This is a genomic window from Streptomyces sp. NBC_00582, from assembly GCF_036345155.1.
Lineage (GTDB): Bacteria > Actinomycetota > Actinomycetes > Streptomycetales > Streptomycetaceae > Streptomyces.
Map to the genome: position 1 here is coordinate 2,183,853 of NZ_CP107772.1, position 15,841 is coordinate 2,199,693.

Genomic DNA, 15,841 nt, shown 5'->3' on the forward strand with positions numbered 1-15,841 from the left:
CGCTCTCAAGACCCCAGTCGTTCACTTCCTGAAACAGCCGTCTCCGCCCGGCGCGTCAGCCGTTCGTCACGAGGCGCACGCGCCGGTCCCCCCGAGGAGAGAGCCGCCCATGCCCCACACCCCCGAGCAGTCCCCCGCGCAGCCCGCTGCCCCGCGCCGCAGAACCGTCCTCGCGGCGGCTGCCGCGGCCGCGCCCGCCCTCGCCGGAGTGGCGGCCGCGCCGGCCACGGCCGCTGCGCACTCCCCGCGCCCCCGTCTCCTGCCGGGCGGTGGCGATCTCGGCCCGAACGTGCTCGTCTTCGACCCGTTCACCCCAGACATCCAGGCCCGTCTCGACGAGGTGTTCCGGCAGCAGGAATCGGCCCAATTCGGCACCGGGCGCTATGCGTTGCTGTTCAAGCCCGGCACCTACCACGGCCTCAACGCCCAACTCGGCTTCTACACCTCGATCGCGGGCCTCGGGCTCTCCCCCGACGACACCACCATCAACGGGGACGTGACCGTCGACGCGGGCTGGTTCGGCGGCAACGCCACCCAGAACTTCTGGCGTTCGGCGGAGAACCTCGCACTCGTCCCGGCGAACGGCACCAACCGGTGGGCGGTCGCCCAGGCGGCCCCCTTCCGCCGTATGCACGTCCACGGCGACCTCAACCTCGCGCCGTCCGGCTACGGTTGGGCCAGCGGCGGCTACATCGCCGACAGCCGCATCGAGGGCCAGATCGGACCGTACTCGCAGCAGCAGTGGTACACCCGGGACAGCGCGATCGGCAGCTGGCTCAACGGCGTGTGGAACATGGTCTTCTCCGGCGTCGAGGGCGCCCCCGCGCAGAGCTTCCCCAACCCGCCCTACACCACGCTCGACACCACACCGGTCTCCCGCGAGAAGCCCTTCCTGTACGTCGACGGCGGCGGCGCCTTCCGGGTGTTCCTGCCCGCCAAGCGGACCGACGCGCGCGGTGTCAGCTGGGGCAACGGCACTCCCCGCGGCACCTCCCTGCCCCTGTCGCGGTTCTACGTGGCCCGGCCGGGCGTCACGGCGTCCACCCTCAACCGGGCGCTGGCGCAGGGCCTCCACCTGCTGCTCACCCCGGGCGTCTACCACCTCGACCGGCCGGTGCTGGTCGAGCGTGCCAACACCGTGGTCCTGGGCCTCGGATACGCCACCCTCATCCCGGACAACGGCGTCACCGCCCTGAAGGTCGCCGACGTCGACGGAGTCCGCCTCGCGGGCTTCCTGGTGGACGCCGGCCCCGTCAACTCGCCCACCCTGCTGGAGATCGGGCCGCGCGGCGCCCGGTGCGACCACTCCGCCAACCCCACCACCGTCCAGGACGTGTTCGTCCGGATCGGCGGAGCGGGCGCCGGAAGGGCCACCACCAGCATGGTCGTCAACAGCCGGCACACCATCGTCGACCACACCTGGGTCTGGCGCGCCGACCACGGCGACGGCGTCGGCTGGGAGACCAACCGCGCGGACTACGGCGTCGTCGTCAACGGCCACGACGTCCTCGCCACCGGCCTGTTCGTGGAGCACTTCAACAAGTACGACGTGCAGTGGTACGGCCAGCGCGGCCGCACCATCTTCTTCCAGAACGAGAAGGCGTACGACGCCCCGAACCAGGCCGCCATCCAGAACGGCCCGCTCAAGGGCTACGCCGCCTACAAGGTCGGCGACGCCGTCACCACGCACGAGGCCTGGGGCCTGGGCAGCTACTGCTACTACAACGTCGACCCCACGATCGTGCAGCACCACGGCTTCGCCGCCCCGAACGCACCGGGCGTGAAGTTCCACGACCTGCTGGTGATCTCCCTCGGCGGCAACGGGCAGTACGAGGCCGTCATCAACGACACCGGGGCGCCCACGTCCGGGACGTCGACGGTGCCGTCGACGGTGGTGTCGTATCCCTGATGCCGTATGCGGCATACAGTCTGCGGACCACCCCATACAGTCGCCACACTGCGGACAGTCGCACACCGCAGACAGTCGACTCCGGTGAGGGCTGCCCTCGGGGGCTCCTGGGCCAGGAGCCCCCGAGGGGCCGAGACGGGCCTACGGCGTCGCCACCGTCACCGCCGCCGCGGGCGCCGGGGCGTACCCCGTCGGCCGGGCCGTGAACGTGCCGCGGCCCTGGGTGCGGCTGCGCAGCCTGGTCGCGTAGCCGAACAGCTCCGCCAGCGGGACGGTGGCGGTGACCACCGCCGAACCGCCGCGCACCACCGAGTCGGTGACCCGGCCGCGCCGGGCCGCGAGGTCACCGAGCACCCCGCCGACGGCGTCCTCGGGCACGGTGACCGTGACCTCGACGACCGGCTCCAGCAGGACCATCGCGCAGCCGCGCAGGGCCTCCCGGAGCCCGAACCGGCCCGCCGTGCGGAACGCCGCCTCCGAGGAGTCCCTCACATGCGTCGCCCCGTCGGTCAGCGTGACCCGCAGCCCGGTCACCGGATGCCCGCCGAGGGGGCCCTCGGCAAGGGCGTCCCGGCAGCCGGCCTCGACGGCCCGCACGTACTCCTGCGGTACGCGCCCGCCGACCACCGCCGACCGGAACGCGAACCCTTCCCCGGCCACCTCCACGTCGAGCACGACGTGCGCGAACTGCCCGGCCCCGCCGTCCTGTTTGACATGCCGGTACACCACACCGGACACGCCCCGGCCCACCGTCTCCCGGTACGTCACCCTGGGACGGCCGACGGTGACGTCCAGCCCGTGGGTGCGGCGGATCTTCTCCACCGCCACCTCCAGGTGCAGTTCACCCATGCCCGACAGCACGGTCTGCCCGGTCTCCGGATCGGTCCGCACGACGAGCGACGGATCCTCCTCCACCAGCCGCGCCAGCGCCGAGGCCAGCCGGTCGGTGTCGGTGCCGCGGCACGCCTCGACCGCCACCGACACGACCGGATCGGCGACCCCGGGCGGCTCCAGCACCAGCGGCGCCCCGGGCGCGCACAGCGTCGAACCGGCCCGGGCCGACTTCAGCCCGATCACCGCCACGATGTCGCCCGCGACCGCCCGGTCCACCTGCGCGTGCCGGTCGGCCTGCACCCGCAGGATCCTGCCGATCCGCTCGACACGGCCCGTCCCGGACTCCCACAACAGGTCCCCCTTCTCGATCGTTCCCGAGTACACCCGCAGGTAGGTGAGCCTGCCGGTCGGGGTGGCGGCGACCTTGAAGGCGAGGGCCGCGAACGGGGCGGCGGGGTCGGCGGGGCGTCGCTCGTCGACGGCATCCCGCATACGGTCGACGCCCTCCCGGATTCCGCATACCGCCGGCACGTCCAGCGGCGACGGCAGATAGTCGACCACCGCGTCCAGCAGCGGCTCGACCCCACGGTTGCGATACGCCGACCCGCACAGCACGACCACTCCGTCCCCCGTACGGGTCAGGTCCCGCAGGGCGGCCGTGAGGGTCTCCGCGGACAGTGTCTCGTGGTCGCAGAACTCCTCCAGGGCTGCCGGGTGCCGTTCCGCCACGGTCTCCTCCAGGATCCGGCGCCGACGCAGGGCTTCCTCCCGCAGTTCCTCCGGTACGTCCCCCTCGACGGCGGTGCCGTGGCCGTCGCTCCAGGTCAGGGCGCGCAGGCGGAGCAGGTCCACGACTCCGGTGAAGGTGTCCTGCGTGCCGATGGGCAGGTGGACGACGAGGGGGACGGGGTGGAGGCGTGCGCGGAGGGAGGCCACCGCGGCGTCCAGGTCGGCGCCGGCGCGGTCCATCTTGTTGATGAACGCGATCCTCGGTACGCCGTGCCGGTCGGCCTGGCGCCACACCGACTCGCTCTGGGGTTCCACGCCGGCGACGGCGTCGAACACGGCCACCGCGCCGTCGAGGACGCGCAGGGCACGTTCGACCTCGTCGGCGAAGTCGACGTGTCCGGGGGTGTCGATCAGGTTGATGCGGTGGCCGTTCCAGTCGCAGCTCACGGCCGCGGCGAAGATGGTGATGCCACGGTCGCGTTCCTGGGGGTCGAAGTCGGTGACGGTGGTGCCGTCGTGGACCTCGCCACGCTTGTGCGTGGTGCCGGTGGCATACAGGATCCGTTCGGTGACGGTGGTCTTGCCGGCGTCGACGTGGGCGAGGATGCCCAGGTTGCGCACGGCGGAGAGACGACGGCGGTCGAGGTGGTTGCGCACGGCCCTTGGCCTTTCGGGTGTTCTCGGGGAGCGGGCGGCGCGATGGGCCGACGGCCGTGCGACCGACGCGCCGTCGGCTCCGGGGAGCGGACGGCACGTTCGGGTGGGCGGACGGGCGTCAGCGCATCCGGTGTCCGGCGCGCAGCGGACACCGGGCGGACGAGGACACGAGGATCACCTCGTAGCGTGCGCGGGGAGCGACGGCGGTGGTGTGGTCACGCATGGCCGGCTCCCTTCGTTCGTCACGGTGCGGCGCGGCCCGGTCGTGGGCGGCGCTCGGCTGCGGCGAGTGTAGGAGCGGGGCGGCGTGCCCCGCACGGGATTTGTCTCAGGCCGGTGGGGTCGCCGCCTGCGCCGCCTCGGTGTAGAAGTGCCGGCGCACCTGCCGCAGCCACGCCTCGGCGGCCCGCTCGTCGGGCTGTTCGGGCAGGACGCTGCGAGTGCCGGCGAACTTCTCCTCGAAGTCGCGCAGCAGGGGCTGGGCGGCGTCGGGGTCGGCGGCGACCTCTCGGCCGAAGCGGTGGTAGCTCTCGGGGTCGTCGACGCGGATGGTCAACTCGCCGGTGGCGTACAGCTCGTAACCCTGGGTGCACAGCCGCTTGAGGTGCCGGGCGTGTTTGGCGATCCGCTGACCGGTCTCAGCGGTGGGTGTGCCGTCGCCGCGGTTGTGGAGTTTGCGGAACTGCTGGGTGGCGTAGCCGAGGTAGGCGTCGCGGACGCGGCGGGCACCGAGCAACGTCGTACGGATGCCGAGGAGTTCCTCGCCGAGTGGGGTGCGGACCTCGTACAACTCCTCGGGCAGCCAGACGAGTTCCATGACGGTCGGATTGCCGGCGAGGGCGAGCCGGCACCACTTGGCGGCCTCGTGCAGGGTGCGGTCGGGCGCCGTGCTGACGTGGGACTCCTTCGGCGTGTGCAGGCCGTGCAGGTCCTCGGTGGGGGCGGCGAACATGCCGAGCCGGTCCACGTCGGAGTCCGCGTGGGCGAGGCCGTAGGCGGTCGAGCCGACGATGCCGGACAGGAGGATGTTGGTGACGGTCACTGGTGCCCCCGTGGGTGTGCGCCCGGCGATGTGCCCGGGTGATGGTCCGCCCGTCACCCGGTGAGCCGCTCGTCTCGGCGCGCGGTGCACCACCGGCGGGCGACGGGACCGCCATCATGCCCCGGCGTGCGCCCCGCTCACCCGGCATTTTCCGCGCCGGGGCCCGAGGATCGGTCCGGGACTCCCCCGCTCCGGCCTTCTTCCGGCCACCAGAACCATGTGACATATTACTGTGGTGACCAAGCGGCCGAGGGGTGACGTGGTGGTCGTCGGCGCCGGCATGGTGGGCGCCGCCTGTGCCCTGTACGCGGCCCGTGCCGGGCTCGACGTGGTCGTGGTGGACCGCGGTCCGGTGGCGGGCGGCACCACCGGTGCGGGAGAGGGCAACCTCCTCGTCTCCGACAAGGAGCCCGGTCCCGAACTCCGACTTGCCCTGCTCTCCCTGCGTTTGTGGGCGGATCTCGCCCAACACCTGGGCGCGGAAGTGGAGTACGAGCCGAAGGGCGGGCTCGTCGTCGCGTCCACGCCCGAAGCCCTCTCCTCGCTGACGGAGCTGGCCGCGGGGCAGCGCGCCGCCGGAGTGGAGACGACCCCCGTCCCGCCCGATCAACTCCACGCACTCGAACCGTATGTGGCGCCGGGCCTCGCGGGCGGTGTCCGCTATCCCCAGGACGCACAGGTGATGCCGACGCTGGCGGCCGCCCATCTCCTACGGGCCTGCGGTGCGCGCCTGGAGACGGGCCGGACCGTGACGGGCGTCCTGCGCGGAGCCGACGGTGCCGTGCGCGGCGTACGCACCGACCGGGGCGACCTGCTCGCACCGGCGGTGGTGAACGCGGCCGGCACCTGGGGCGGGGAGATCGCCGCGCTGGCGGGGGCGCCCCTGCCGGTCCTGCCGCGCCGTGGGTTCGTCCTGGTCACCGAGCCGTTGCCGCCCCGCGTGCGGCACAAGGTGTACGCCGCCGACTATGTGGCCGACGTGGCCAGCGACTCCGCCGCCCTGCAGACCTCGCCGGTCGTCGAGGGCACCGCCGCCGGACCCGTGCTCATCGGGGCGAGCCGTGAACGGGTGGGGTTCGACCGGTCGTTCTCCCTGCCGGTCGTCCGCGCGCTCGCCGCCGGGGCGACCCGGCTGTTCCCCTTCCTGACGGACGTACGGGTGATGCGTGCGTATCTCGGGTTCCGCCCGTATCTGCCCGACCATCTGCCCGCGATCGGGCCCGATCCTCGGGTGCCTGGCCTGTTCCACGCCTGCGGGCACGAGGGCGCTGGCATCGGGCTCGCCACCGGCACCGGCCGGCTGCTCGCGCAGGCACTGACCGGGGAGCCGCCCGAGCTGGATCTGACGCCGTTCCGTCCCGACCGTTTCGACGAGACCGAGGAGGCAGCAGGGTGAACGCGTCCGGCATGTCCCGAGGAGGCCGCCCGTGAACCCGCTCCGGCTGGTGCGGGCCCGGCCCGCCGCGCTGTTCACCCTCACGTTCGACGGCCGGGAGATCGAGGCGCTGCCGGGGCAGAGCCTCGCCGCCGTGCTGTGGTCGGCGGGCGTCACGGCCTGGCGCGGCACCCGGGGCGAGGGCCGGCCGCGCGGGGTGTTCTGCGGGATCGGCGTGTGTTTCGACTGCCTGGTCACCGTCGACGGCCGCCCGAACCAGCGGGCCTGCCTGGTTCCGGCCGTGCCGGGCGCGGACGTCCGGACGCAGGAGGGGACGGGTCACGATGGCTGAACGTCGGCCGGTGCTCGCGGTGATCGGGGCGGGGCCCGCCGGACTCGCCGCCGCCCTGGCGGCGGCCGCGCGGGGCGTCCGGGTGACGCTGGTCGACTCCGCCGCCGCGCCGGGCGGCCAGTTCTACCGGCAGCCCGCGCCCGGCCTCGGCGCGCGCCGCCCGCAGGCGCTCCACCACCAGTGGCGCACCTGGGAGCGCCTGTGCACCGGGCTCGACGCGCACCGCTCCGCCGGACACGTCGGCTTTCTGAGTGACCGTCATGTGTGGTGTGTGGAAAGGGAGTCGACCGGGTTCACCGTGCACGCGCTGCTCGGCCCGGAGCAGCGGGAGTCCGTCGGGCTGTACGCCGACGGGGTGCTGCTGGCGACCGGTGGATACGAGAAGGTCCTGCCGTTCCCCGGCTGGACCCTGCCCGGGGTGGTCACCGCCGGGGGCGCGCAGGCGTTGCTGAAGGGCGGACTCGTGCTGCCGGGCCGTACGGCGGTCGTGGCGGGCACGGGCCCGCTGCTGCTGCCCGTCGCGACCGGTCTCGCGGCGGCGGGCGCCGAGGTGGCCGCCCTGGTCGAGTCCGCCGACCCGAGGGCGTTCGTTCGACGCTCCCGCGTCCTCGCCGGATCCCCCGCCAAGCTCGTCGAAGGTGCCGGATACGTGGCCCAACTCCTCGGACGCGGTGTGTCGGTGAAGGTTCGTCATACGGTGGTGGAGGCGCACGGCGCCGAGCGGCTGGAGTCCGTGACGGTCGCCGCGCTCGGTCCCGGGGACCGCCCGGTGCCCGGCAGCGGGCGGCGTATCCCCTGCGACACCCTCGCCGTGAGCCACGGCCTGCTGCCGCACACCGATCTCGCGGACGGCCTCGGCTGCGCGCTCGACGGGCCGGCGGTGCGCGTGGACGACGAACAGCGCACCGACGTCCCCGGTGTGTGGGCGGCCGGCGAGACCACGGGCATCGGCGGGGCGTCGCTGTCGCTGGCCGAGGGCCACATCGCCGGACGCTCCGCGGCGGCCCGCCTGCGGCACACCGTTCCCGACCCGGACGGGTGGGCGCACGCGGCCCGCGCCCGTACCCGGCTGCGCGCCTTCTTCGCGGCCGTGGACGGCGCCTGCGCGCCCACGGCCCACTGGGCTGAGCTGGTGACGGACGAGACGGTGGTCTGCCGGTGCGAGGAGGTCACCGCGGGATCGGTCCGTGAGGCCGTGGGCTCGCTCGGCGCCGGCGATCTGCGCACCGTGAAGCTGCTGACCCGCGCCGGAATGGGCTGGTGCCAGGGCCGGATGTGCGAACCCGGGGTCGCGGGCGTGGCGGGCTGCGCCCCCGTCCCGGCCCGGAGACTGCTGGCCCGCCCCGTCCCCCTGGGCGTCCTCGCCGCACCCGCCGAAGCCACCGTATCCATGAAGCCCACTGATTCCATCAGGCCCACCGATTCCATCGAGCCCACCGGACCCTCCGAACTCGCCGACCCGCGCGGCACACCCCACCCACCACCGCCCCCACCCGCCGCCCAGTGAGCCGGGCACACCGGATCCCGCGCAGTGCCATGTCACACGCCATCGACCGTCGAACGGAAGAGAGGCCCGCTGCCATGACCGTCTCCGAACACCGCCCCTGGCGAGGCGTCCTCGTCGCCACCGCGCTCCCCCTGCGCGACGACCTCTCCGTGGATTACGACCGCTACGCCGAGCACTGCGCCTGGCTGGTGGCGAACGGCTGCGACGGCGTCGTGCCGAACGGCTCGCTCGGCGAGTACCAGGTCCTCACCCCCGAGGAACGCGCCCGGGTGGTGGAGACCGCGGTGGCCGCGATCGGCGGGGACCGGGTGATGCCGGGCGTCGCCGCGTACGGCTCCGCGGAGGCGCGCCGCTGGGCGGAGCAGGCGCGCGAGGCGGGCTGCGGGGCGGTGATGCTGCTGCCGCCCAACGCCTACCGCGCCGACGAGCGGGCGGTGATCGCCCACTACGCGGAGGTCGCCGGGGCGGGCCTGCCCGTGGTGGCGTACAACAACCCGATCGACACCAAGGTCGACCTGGTGCCGGAGCTGCTGGCCCGGCTGTACGGGGAAGGGCTCGTTCAGGGGGTGAAGGAGTTCTCGGGGGATGTGCGGCGCGCCTACCGGATCGCCGAACTGGCCCCGGAACTCGATCTGTTGATCGGCGCCGACGATGTGCTGCTGGAGCTGGCGGTGGCCGGGGCGAAGGGCTGGGTGGCCGGATATCCCAACGCGCTGCCGCGGTCCTCGGTGGAGCTGTACCGTGCGGCGGTCGCCGGGGACCTCACCACGGCGCTGCCTCTCTACCGCCAACTGCACCCGCTGCTGCGCTGGGACTCGCGCGTCGAGTTCGTGCAGGCGATCAAACTCTCCATGGACGTGGTGGGCCGGCACGGCGGCCGGTGCCGTCCGCCTCGCACGGCGCTGCCGCCGGACCAGGAGGCGGCGGTCCGCGCGGCCACCGAGAAGGCCGTCGCGGCCGGTCTCGCCTGACCACCGTTCCCGACCACCGTTTCCCCACCCCCGGCCTCGAAGGGAACGTCATGCGCAGCACACTCGTCCTGCACGCCGTCGACTCGCACACCGAGGGCATGCCCACCCGGGTGATCACCGGCGGCATCGGCACCATCCCGGGCGCGACGATGAACGAGCGTCGGCTGTACTTCCGTGAACACCGCGACGACATCAAGCAGTTGCTGATGAACGAGCCGCGCGGACACTCCGCGATGAGCGGCGCCGTCCTCCAGCCGCCGACCCGCCCGGACTGCGACTGGGGTGTCGTCTACATCGAGGTCTCCGGGTATCTGCCGATGTGCGGGCACGGCACGATGGGCGTGGCGACGGTGCTCGTGGAGACCGGCATGGTCGAGGTCGTCGAACCGGTCACCACCATCCGGCTGGACACCCCGGCCGGGGTGGTCGTCGCCGAGGTGGCGGTGGACAACGGCGCGGCCCGGGCCGTGACCCTGCGCAACGTGCCCTCCTTCGTGGTCGCCCTGGACCGCAAGGCCACTCTGCCCGACGGACGTACGGTGACGTACGACCTCGCCTACGGCGGGAACTTCTACGCGATCCTTCCGCTGGAGGAGTTCGGGCTGCCGTTCGACCGTGCCCGCAAGGACGACATCCTGCGGGCGGGACTGTCCCTGATGCGGGTGATCAACTCCGAGGCGGAGCCGGTCCATCCGGAGGATCCGTCCATCCGCGGCTGCCGCCACGTCCACCTGTACGCACCCGACGCGACCGCCCGCCACTCCCGCCACGCGATGGCCATCCACCCCGGCTGGTTCGACCGCTCGCCCTGCGGTACGGGGACCAGCGCGCGCATGGCACAACTGCACGCCCGGGGTGAACTGCCCCTGCACACCGAGTTCGTGAACGAGTCGTTCATCGGCACCCGCTTCACGGGCCGGCTGCACGGCACCACGGAGGTCGCGGGCCGTCCGGCGGTGCTGCCCAGCTTCACCGGCCGCGCCTGGATCACCGGCACGGCCCAGTACCTCCTCGACCCGACCGACCCGTTCCCCGCGGGGTTCGTGTTGTGAATCCGGGGGGCGCACCGTCGTGGAGCAGGAGGCGGCCTTCGGGGACTTGGCCGTCGTCGAGGAGTCGCCGTAGATACTGGTGCCACGTGATATGGCACAGCCCGCACCGCGCAGGGCACCGCCCCTTCCGAGGAGACCCGTCATGGCCGCCCCGTCCCCGAGCAGCAGCCCGTACCCGCCCGCGGCGCCCGCGGCGCCCTCGCTCCCCGTGCTCGGCGGGCGCCGCAGCAGTTATCGCGAGCGGGTCGTGGACGCCCTGCGGGCCGCGCTGATCGCGGGGGAACTGCGGCCCGGGCAGGTGTACTCGGCGCCCGCCCTGGCCGGCCGGTTCGGTGTGTCGGCGACGCCGGTGCGCGAGGCGATGCTGGACCTGGCCAAGGAGGGGCTGGTGGACGCGGTCCCCAACAAGGGGTTCCGCGTCACGGAGGTCTCCGACCGGCAGCTCGACGAGTACACCCAGGTGCGGGCGCTGATCGAGATCCCGACGGTGACGGCGCTGGCGACGACCGCCGACCCGGTGTCGCTGGAGGCGCTGCGGCCGGCCGCGCGGGAGATCGTCGTCGCCGCGGTCGCGGGCGACCTCATCGCGTACGTCGAGGCCGACACCCGCTTCCACCTGGGCCTGCTCGCGCTGGCCGGCAACGCCCATCTCGTGGAGGTGGTGCGTGGTCTGCGCGGCCGGGCCCGGCTCTACGGCCTGACCGCGCTCGCGGCGTCCGGGCGGCTGCTGGCCTCGGCCGAGGAGCACCTGGAGCTCCTCGACGCCCTGCTGGCCCGCGACGAACGGGCCGTGCACGAGATCATGACCCGCCACCTCGGGCACGTACGGGGGTTGTGGGCGGCCGCGAAGGAGTGACGCCCGGCGCGAACGCGTCCCGGGCGAGCGCCCCCACGGGCCGGCGGCGGGCAGGCGTCGTCAAGTCGCCCGAATCCCGCATTCCGCCCCCGCGACGTGCCGCGTACCCCTCCCCCGCCTCCCCGCCACCCCCGCACCCCCGCCACGGCTGTGATCCTTGTCGCCGAGGGGAGAGGAGTGGAGGGTGCGCCGGATGGGCAGTCAATTGCCCGGGCGCGAAAGGATGGTGTATTTCCTGTGGGGGAAACCGTGCGTGTGTGTCTCATCGGTGCCGGCCTGTCGGGGCTGGCGGCGGCACATGCCCTGAAGTCCGCCGGGATCGGCTTCGTCTGCCTGGAGCAGGCACCCGACGTCGGCGGCATCTGGCGCCGTCCCGGCGCCGGCGAGCGCGGCCCCGGCTATCTGTCGCTGCACCTCAACACCGCGAAACAGCTCACGGGTTACGCCGACCACCCGATGCCGGCGTCGTACCCGCTCTTCCCCCGGCACAGCGATGTCGCCGCCTACCTGCGCTCGTTCGCCGAGTGGGCCGGTCTCCTGGACCACATCGAGCTCGCGACGACCGTGGAGTCCGTACGGCAGGAGGAGGACGGCGGGTGGACCGTCGTCAGCCGCGACGCCCACGGCACCGTCACGACCCGGGGCTTCACGCAGGTGATCATCGCCTCGGGGCACAACAGCGAGCCGTCCCTGCCCGCTCCGCCGAGGGGTTCCGAGACCTTCACAGGAACGATTCTCCATGCGCTGGACTACCGCGACGGGAGCGACTTCGCCGGACAGCGCGTGGTCGTCGTGGGGCTCGGCGCCTCGGCGGTGGACATCGCCGCCGACCTCTCCCGGCACGCCCGGCAGACCGTCCTGTCGGTGCGCCGGGGCCTGCACGTGCTGCCCAAGCAGTTGTTCGGGATGGCGCTGGACGAGATAGCCGACGCGCCCTGGTGGACCGCGATGGACCTGGACGAGCAGCGCCGGTTCGTCGAGCAGGCCCTGCTCGTGGCGCGCGGCAAGCTCGCCGACTACGGGCTGCCCGAGCCCGATCACCCGATCTTCGCCTCGGCCGTCACCATCTCCGACGAGATCCTCAGCCGTATCCGCCACGGCGCGGTGACCCCGAAGCCGGCGATCGACTTCCTCGACGGCGACCGGGTCGTGTTCACCGACGGCACGTCCGTGCGGGCCGACGCGATCGTGCAGTGCACCGGTTACCGGATGGCGTTCCCGTTCCTGCCCGAGGGCTGCCCGGTGGGTCCGCGGGGCTCGGTCGAGCTGTACAAGCGGGTCGTCGCCGCCGACCGGCCCGGTCTGTACTTCGTCGGTCTGGTGCGGCCCCTGGGGTCCATCACCCGGCTCGTCGAGGCGCAGTCGCGGTGGATCGCCCGGCTGATCACCGGCCGTGCGGTGCTGCCGGACACGGAGATCATGCACAAGGAGATCGCCGCGTATCTCAGCGGGATCGCGGGCCAGTACGGTCAGGCGGAGAGCGCGTCGATCCAGGTCAACGTGGCGCCGTACCTGGAGGAACTGCGCGAGGAATGAGGTACGGCCGGTGTCCGGCGCGGGCTCGGTGGGTGGAGGTCTGCTCCGCGGCGCCGGGCCCTTCGGCGTGCAGCCGCCCGGGCGGTGGGGCGGCCGACGCGTTCACGTCACCGTGACACGAGGTGCGGTTGTGCGGGGGGCGAGGGGAGCGGTCCGACGGCATCGGCGTACGGCTCCCCTCTGGTGCGGTGGTGCGGTGGTGCGGTGGTGCGGTGGTGTCAGCGTACGGCGGCTGCGACCGCGGCCTGCCGCAGGGCGACGGGCGGGCGGACGTGGTACGCCTCCGCCGAGATGTACGCGGTCACCCGGGGCGGGCGGCCCTCCTGGTGGGCGAGGGCCAGATAGGCGATGAGGCCCACCCCGTCCTCCGGCCGGCGCGAGGTGACGGCGGCCAGGGCACGCCACAGCGGGGCGGTGTCCATGCCGTAGCTGTCGAGCAGGGTGGTGGCCCGGGCGAGCGCCTCACCGTCGTGGCGCGCGTACTCCCGGACCGGGATGTGGAGGGTGAAACCGCTGGGCCGGCCCGTCTCGGTGCCGGTCACGGCGTGACAGGTCAGGGCGGGCCGGCCCGCGAGGCGTGCCTCCGGGTCGCCGTAGGCGCCGAAGGCCTCGGGGTGTAAACCGGAGGCGGTGCGGAAGAACGCCTCGATCTCGGCCGGGTCGGGACCGCCGTCCATCCGGGACAGTCCCGACGCCTCCTTGGCGGAGAGGTTGTCGTGCCGCACGTACACCTTCACCCGCGGCGTGTCCCAGTCGCCGAGGTCCAGGGCGAAGAAGGGGTAGCCGTCGGCGGGGGGCAGCGCGGCGAACGCCGTGTCGTGACCGAGGCGGCGCAGGGCCTCCCGTACGGTCTCGGCGGAGCGTTCCGGGCCGTTCGCGGCCGGGTTGAGGTACACCTTCACCCGGGGGACTCCGCCGGGGACCAGTTCGAGCGCGCACCACAGGGCGAGGGGTCCCTGGGGGGCGGCCGGGAAGAACAGGTCCTCCAGCTCGTCGAGCCGGTCGGTGGTGAAGTTCCAGCGTCGCGCCATCCTGCGGATCACGCGCAGTCCCGTACGACCGCTCCGGCGCAGTCCCTCCGCCGTGGACCCGGGGTCCAGCAGGACCCTCAGCGCGGGGGCGCCGTCGGGCTGGAAGGAGAGGGAGTACTCGACGGGGGTGTGGTCGTCGGAGAGGAACGTGGCCGAGGGCGGCGGAAGGTCTAGGGGGCGTTCGGCCGCCTGGCCCAGTGTCTTGAGCAGGACACCGGCATAGGTCTCGGCGTCGGCGGGTTCCAGACCCGCCACATGGCACAGCCGCAGGAGCTGACCGGCCGTCAGACCACCGAGGGTCGCCGTGCCCTGGAGGCTCGGCAGGGTCCGCCGGGAGCGGGTCACCGGACCACCCCCGCCCGACCGGGGACAAGAAGATACCCGCCTGGCGGGGCGGGTATTCTGCCGAGCTGCCTGTGAAGTTGGGCTGTTGGGGAGGGGGCGTCGGCACGCCCCCAGATTATGTGCGGCCCGGGCTGGGGCCGTCCGGCGAGGTGCCGGGCGAGAGCGGCGTCGCTGGATATGTGGTCCATCCACGACACCTCCTTCTTACTCGTGAGCAACACGGATATCGCGTTGCTCACTACCCCCGCCGTTGAAACTTCATGCAGTTCGGACGAAGCCTGTGGATGTTGTGTGAATCACCTCGTCAGCCAGGTGAGGAACTTGCTCCAGACACCGGTCTGTTCGGCCTTGCGGCCGGTGGCGGCGGCCTGCGGCGCGGGCGCCTCCGTCGCGGTGCGGCGGCCCTGCCGGTTCACCGGCGGCACCGGCGTGAACCGCGCGGGCAGGGTGACCAGACCGCGGCTGAAGGAACCCGGACGCCACGTCAGACTGTCGTCCGGGACGCTGAGTTCGACATCGGGGATCCGGTTGAACAGGCTCTCGATGGCCGTGACGGCGATGTGCCGGGCGGGCTCCTTCGAGGGGCAGGCGTGCGGGCCCGCGCTCCACGCCAGATGCGCCCGGTTGCTGCCGGCCTTGCGGGCCGCCGACAGCGCGGGGCCGGTGTTGGCTGCGGCGAAGCTGACCAGCACGAGGTCGCCTGCGGCGAGCTTCTGCCCGGCGAACTCCATGTCGGAGACCGGGTAGTGGGCGGCGTAGTTGGCCATGGGCGGGTTCTCCCACAGCGTGTCGTCCATCGCCTCCTCGATCAGCCCGCCCTCGTTGGCGTAGCGGTCCTCGGTGAGCAGCCGGTGCAGGGTGTTGCCGATGAGGTTGACCAGCGCCTCGGCACCCGCGCCCAGCAGCAGGGCGAGCTGGTGGACCATCTCCTCGTCGTTGAGCTTCGACTGATGCTGCATCAGCCAGGAGGTGACGTCGTCGCCGGGCTGGCGCCGCTTGAGGGCGACGAGTTCGCCGACCGCCTGGAAGAGCACCTCGATGGCCTTGTCGGCGTTGACGCCGTCGAACATGCCGGAGATGCCGAAGAAGACGCGGTCGCCGATGTCGGCGGTGCAGCCGAACAGCTCGTTGAACACGAACAGCGGCAGCTGGCGGGCGTAGGAGCCGACCAGGTCGACCGAACCGCGCTCGCTGAACTGGGAGATGAGGAAGTCGGAGATCCGCTCGACGCTGTGGCTCAGCCGCAGCGAGTCCACGCGCGCCATGGAGTCCGTGACGGCCTGACGCAGCCTCAGGTGCTCGGCACCGTCGGCGAACATGCAGTTGGGCCGGTAGGACAGCAGCGGGATGGCGGGGCTGTCGGGGCTGATGCGGCCCTCGTTGAAGTCACGCCAGCGGCGCGCGTCCTTGCGGAACGAGCCGGAGTCCTGGAGGAGTTGCAGGGCGGTGGCATAGTCGGTGACGAGGGTGGCCTCGACGCCGGGAGCGAGTTCGACGGGCGCGGTGGGCCCGTAGTGGCGCATGTAGGTGTAGTAGGCCTGCGGGTCGGCCGCGAACTCCGACCCGTACAGCGGCACTCTGCCGCCGGAGTTGTGCGCCGGGCACCCCGGAGGGGGCACGGGGGCGGTGGGTTGGGCGTCCATGT

The 15,841-nt window shown here is 72.9% G+C and carries 12 protein-coding genes; 8 read left to right on the forward strand and 4 right to left on the reverse strand.

What is annotated here, in order from left to right:
- The first annotated feature begins 109 nt into the window (after positions 1–109).
- Positions 110–1,909: a coagulation factor 5/8 type domain-containing protein gene (locus tag OG852_RS09290; RefSeq protein WP_330347572.1), complete on the forward strand. Its 1,800-nt coding sequence runs from the start codon at positions 110–112 to the stop codon at positions 1,907–1,909.
- Positions 1,910–2,050: 141 nt separating this feature from the next.
- Here OG852_RS09290 and fusA read toward each other — a convergent pair whose 3' ends face one another.
- Both fusA and OG852_RS09300 read right to left on the reverse strand, forming a co-directional pair.
- Entirely contained in the window at positions 2,051–4,129 is a 2,079-nt protein-coding gene (gene fusA, locus OG852_RS09295) for an elongation factor G (RefSeq protein WP_330347573.1), read from the reverse strand.
- 328 nt (positions 4,130–4,457) lie between these two features.
- The gene (locus OG852_RS09300; protein ID WP_133913800.1) at positions 4,458–5,171 is read right to left on the reverse strand and encodes a nucleotidyltransferase domain-containing protein; all 714 of its coding nucleotides are present in this window, start codon (positions 5,169–5,171) and stop codon (positions 4,458–4,460) included.
- Positions 5,172–5,406: 235 nt separating this feature from the next.
- Between OG852_RS09300 and OG852_RS09305 the strand changes: the two genes are divergently transcribed.
- The 7 genes from OG852_RS09305 to OG852_RS09335 all read left to right on the forward strand — a co-directional run bounded on the left by OG852_RS09305 (position 5,407) and on the right by OG852_RS09335 (position 12,820).
- Positions 5,407–6,567 (forward strand): NAD(P)/FAD-dependent oxidoreductase, encoded by a 1,161-nt coding sequence (locus OG852_RS09305; RefSeq protein ID WP_330347574.1) that lies wholly within the window; start codon positions 5,407–5,409, stop codon positions 6,565–6,567.
- Between the two features lie 31 nt (positions 6,568–6,598).
- Positions 6,599–6,898 carry a (2Fe-2S)-binding protein gene (locus OG852_RS09310; RefSeq protein ID WP_330347575.1) on the forward strand — a complete coding sequence of 100 codons (300 nt, stop codon included), beginning with the start codon at positions 6,599–6,601 and terminating at the stop codon, positions 6,896–6,898.
- Positions 6,891–8,405 carry an NAD(P)/FAD-dependent oxidoreductase gene (locus tag OG852_RS09315; RefSeq protein ID WP_330347576.1) on the forward strand — a complete coding sequence of 505 codons (1,515 nt, stop codon included), beginning with the start codon at positions 6,891–6,893 and terminating at the stop codon, positions 8,403–8,405. The genes OG852_RS09310 and OG852_RS09315 overlap by 8 nt, the downstream gene beginning before the upstream one ends.
- Positions 8,406–8,479: 74 nt before the next feature.
- The gene (locus OG852_RS09320) at positions 8,480–9,376 is read left to right on the forward strand and encodes a dihydrodipicolinate synthase family protein (protein WP_133913804.1); all 897 of its coding nucleotides are present in this window, start codon (positions 8,480–8,482) and stop codon (positions 9,374–9,376) included.
- 50 nt (positions 9,377–9,426) lie between these two features.
- Entirely contained in the window at positions 9,427–10,428 is a 1,002-nt protein-coding gene (locus OG852_RS09325; RefSeq protein ID WP_330347577.1) for a proline racemase family protein, read from the forward strand.
- A gap of 142 nt (positions 10,429–10,570) precedes the next feature.
- Positions 10,571–11,284, forward strand: a complete 714-nt coding sequence (locus OG852_RS09330) for a GntR family transcriptional regulator (RefSeq protein WP_330347578.1) — start codon at positions 10,571–10,573, stop codon at positions 11,282–11,284.
- A 249-nt stretch (positions 11,285–11,533) separates the two neighbouring features.
- A complete protein-coding gene (locus OG852_RS09335) occupies positions 11,534–12,820 on the forward strand; it encodes a flavin-containing monooxygenase (protein ID WP_330347579.1) in 1,287 nt (428 codons plus the stop codon).
- Between the two features lie 218 nt (positions 12,821–13,038).
- Here the strand turns inward: OG852_RS09335 and OG852_RS09340 are convergent, their stop codons facing one another.
- Together OG852_RS09340 and OG852_RS09345 are read right to left on the reverse strand one after the other, a co-directional pair.
- The gene (locus OG852_RS09340) at positions 13,039–14,196 is read right to left on the reverse strand and encodes a tryptophan dimethylallyltransferase family protein (RefSeq protein ID WP_330347580.1); all 1,158 of its coding nucleotides are present in this window, start codon (positions 14,194–14,196) and stop codon (positions 13,039–13,041) included.
- A 296-nt stretch (positions 14,197–14,492) separates the two neighbouring features.
- Positions 14,493–15,839, reverse strand: a complete 1,347-nt coding sequence (locus tag OG852_RS09345) for a cytochrome P450 (RefSeq protein WP_133913808.1) — start codon at positions 15,837–15,839, stop codon at positions 14,493–14,495.
- Between the last annotated feature and the right edge of the window lie 2 nt (positions 15,840–15,841).

Coding starts and splice junctions, on each gene's coding strand:
- OG852_RS09290 (WP_330347572.1), top strand. CDS start 110: ATGCCCCACACCCCCGAGCAGTCCCCCGCGCAGCCCGCTGCCCCGCGC.
- OG852_RS09315 (WP_330347576.1), top strand. CDS start 6,891: ATGGCTGAACGTCGGCCGGTGCTCGCGGTGATCGGGGCGGGGCCCGCC.
- OG852_RS09320 (WP_133913804.1), top strand. CDS start 8,480: ATGACCGTCTCCGAACACCGCCCCTGGCGAGGCGTCCTCGTCGCCACC.
- OG852_RS09325 (WP_330347577.1), top strand. CDS start 9,427: ATGCGCAGCACACTCGTCCTGCACGCCGTCGACTCGCACACCGAGGGC.
- OG852_RS09330 (WP_330347578.1), top strand. CDS start 10,571: ATGGCCGCCCCGTCCCCGAGCAGCAGCCCGTACCCGCCCGCGGCGCCC.
- OG852_RS09345 (WP_133913808.1), bottom strand. CDS start 15,839: ATGGACGCCCAACCCACCGCCCCCGTGCCCCCTCCGGGGTGCCCGGCG.